The 2,936-nt window shown below is 72.2% G+C and carries 3 protein-coding genes; all 3 read left to right on the top strand.

Going from position 1 to position 2,936, the window contains the following annotated elements; all coding sequences use genetic code 11:
- Positions 1 to 180: 180 nt before the first annotated feature.
- Positions 181 to 1,182 (top strand): LysR family transcriptional regulator, encoded by a 1,002-nt coding sequence (locus C1I98_RS37360; protein ID WP_111171978.1) that lies wholly within the window; start codon positions 181 to 183, stop codon positions 1,180 to 1,182.
- A gap of 149 nt (positions 1,183 to 1,331) precedes the next feature.
- Complete coding sequence (locus C1I98_RS37365; RefSeq protein ID WP_111171979.1) at positions 1,332 to 2,504, top strand: bifunctional cobalt-precorrin-7 (C(5))-methyltransferase/cobalt-precorrin-6B (C(15))-methyltransferase; 1,173 nt, start codon at positions 1,332 to 1,334, stop codon at positions 2,502 to 2,504.
- A gap of 148 nt (positions 2,505 to 2,652) precedes the next feature.
- Positions 2,653 to 2,936, top strand: a 284-nt coding sequence (locus tag C1I98_RS37370; protein ID WP_199537509.1) for a sirohydrochlorin chelatase, incomplete at its 3' end; no start/stop codon positions are given.

The following is a 2,936-nucleotide window of genomic DNA, read 5'->3' on the forward strand; positions in this document are numbered from 1 at the left end:
AAGCGGGGCTTAGGGGGGCGGGCAAAAGGTCACGGGCCTGTCGTTTCCGCGAGCTTATGGTCCATACCGGTCCACTGTTAAGCGCGAATTACGGATGGGATTATTCGGAAGACGGATCAGCGGGCATCCGGTTCACGGCAAGATCTTGTCGCGCTGCGAACGGCGGGGTAAAGCGGATCCATGTTGCGACCGGATGTCCGTCTGGAGTGGTTCGTTTCGTTTCTCGGGGTCGTTGACACGGGGAGTTTCAGTGCGGCGGCCGAAGCCGTGCATCGCTCACAACCCCGGGTGAGCATGCACGTCGCCGCGCTGGAGCGGGAGGCCGGCCTCCCGCTGTTCGATCGGAGCAAGCGGCCGGTCGAGCTGACCGAGGCGGGGGTGGTGCTCGCCGACCACGCCCGTTCCATCCTGCGCGAGCTGGCCTTCGCCGAGGCGGCGATGGCCGACCGGCGCGGGGCCGCCAGGGGCGTGGTCACCCTGGGCAGCTATCCGAGCGCGGGGGCGGCGTTCGTCCCGGCCGTACTGGACCGGCTGGCCAGGCACAGCCCCGCCATCAAGGTGGTGCTCGTCGAGCGGGCCACGCTGGAACTGGACAGCGCGCTGACCTCAGGGGAGATCGACGTCTACCTACGGCCGATGACCCCGCCGCCGGCGCCCCCGGTGCGCAGCCGCCCGCTGTGGCGCGAACAGCTGGTGGTCGTCCACCCGCCCGGCCACCCGCTGGCCCGCCTGCCCGACCCGCTGCCCGTGGCCGCGGTGGCCGCCTACCCGCTGATCACCATCGGCCGGCTCGGATCGCCGACCGCCATGGGCTTTGAGACCTACAAGGTCTTCCGCAGGCACGGCTTCGAGGTCGAGGCGGTGCAGGCCACCAACCAGCCCCAGACCCTCGTCTCGCTGGTACGGCACGGCCTCGGCGTCGGCGTGACCAACCAGCTCGCCGTCTCCACCGCCGACACCGGCGGCGTCATGGTCCGCCGCCTGGCCGACACCTGTGGACGCCGCGTCGCCGTCCACTGGGACTCCACCCGGCCGCTCACCCCCGCCGCGCGGACCCTGCTGGAGGAGATCCTGGCCGCCCCGCCGCCGCTCGGCACCGAACCGCTGTCCGACCTCGCGGAGGTCCCGCATCCCGGCGAAGTGGTGCCGCTCCGGGCTCCGCATTCGCTGACCGGCGCGTGATACGCCTACCCGAATAGTGGTATTCGGGCACTTAAATACTGATATGACACATCGAAAGGTCGCCGCGTTTCGTCTCCCTCTTCCACCTGCCGGACCTACCGGTTCAGCCCGCCATCGGTAACTGTGGGAGAGGGAGGCGGTGAGCACTGATGATCACTGTGATCGGCAGCGACGGCTCGGAGCTGTCACCGGGGGCACGGGCCAAGGTGGACCAGGCGGCGCTGGTCACCGGCCCGGAACGGGTCATCAGGCGGGTGCGGCCCGATCCCGGTGTGCCCAGGGTCGTCGCCGGCGACGTGCTCCGCGCGCTGGACGAGCACCTGGAGGGCACGGCGGGCGGGTCCGCCGTCGTACTCGCCGACGGCGACCCCGGCTTCTTCGGCCCGGTGCGCGAACTGCGCGCGCACGGCCTCGCCCCCGAGGTGCTGCCCGCCGCCTCGCTCGTCTCCCGCGCCTTCGCCCACGCCGGCCTGGCCTGGGAGGACGCCCTGGTGGTCGGCACCCCCGAACTGCGCAGGGCGGCAAACGTGTGCCGCGCCCACCACAAGGTCGCCGTGCTGGCCGCGCCCGGCGTCGGCCCCGCCGAACTGGCCAGGGAACTGGCCCCCACCACCCCGCGGGCGCTCATCGTCTTCGAAGACCTGGGCGGCCCCGACGAGCGGATCATCCACAGCCGCATGGGCGAGGCCACCACCCGTCCGTGGAAGAACCCCGGCATCGTCCTGGTCGTCGATCCGCGCCACCGCCGCCCCGGCGACGTGTGGCTCGCCGGGGCCAGGCCGGGGCCGGGGGAGTGGGCCGCCGAGTCGCACGGGTCGCCGGGCATCGGCGCCGAGGCCCGCGCCTTCGTGCTCGCCAGGCTCGGCCCGCGGCTCGGCGACCTGGTGTGGGACATCGGCGCGGGCCACGGCGAGGTGTCCGTGGACTGCGCCGGGTTCGGGGCGGCGGTGTTCGCCGTGGAACGGGACGCCGGCCGCTGCGAGGTCATCAAGCGCCGGGTGCTCGCGCACGGCGTCAAGGTCGCCCTCACCCGCGGGCAGGCCCCCGTCGCCCTGGAGCCGCTGCCCGACCCCGACGGCGTGTACGTCGCGGGGGGCGGGCCCGAGGTGGTGGCCGCGTGCGCGGAACGCGGTCCGGCCGCTCTCGTATGCGCGCTGCGGGAGGCGGAGCGGGCGCCGGCCGTACTGGCGGTCCTGCGGGAGTACGGCTACCGCGCCGAGGGCGTGCGGATCCACGCCGAACGGCTCGCCGAACGCCCTGACGGGACCCTCGCGGCGGCCCCCGCCGACCCCGTGCTGATCCTCCACGGGACCCGCCGCTGAGGCTCACAAGGCTCTAATGATCTCCGTCGTCCCACCAGCACCGCCGGTTCCGACATGGCCTGTCAGAACCGTGTCTTTTCGGATATCCTCGCGTGACTTGTCCGAGCATTCGCAGGTCACGCCTGTAAAGAACGATGGAGATTCGTGGATGAAGCCGCCACTGCTGCTCATCGGTCATGGCACGGGCGATGACAGCGGGGCAGCCGAATTCGGCAGATTCGTACACCGGCTGCGATGCCGGCTCGACCGCAGTACCGACGTCGCCGCGGGCTATCTGGAGCGGGCCCGGCCCCGGCTCGGCGACACCGTCGCGTCACTGGTGGGCAGGGGCCACCACCGGATGATCGCGCTCCCGCTCACCCTGAACGGCGAGCGCCGCGCCGGGCTGGACATCCCCGCCCACATGGCGGCGGAACAGCAACGCCACCCCAC

The sequence above is a fragment of the Spongiactinospora gelatinilytica genome (assembly GCF_003236385.1).
GTDB classification, from domain to species: Bacteria; Actinomycetota; Actinomycetes; order Streptosporangiales; family Streptosporangiaceae; genus Spongiactinospora; species Spongiactinospora gelatinilytica.

Coding starts and splice junctions, on each gene's coding strand:
- C1I98_RS37360 (WP_111171978.1), top strand. CDS start 181: ATGTTGCGACCGGATGTCCGTCTGGAGTGGTTCGTTTCGTTTCTCGGG.
- C1I98_RS37365 (WP_111171979.1), top strand. CDS start 1,332: ATGATCACTGTGATCGGCAGCGACGGCTCGGAGCTGTCACCGGGGGCA.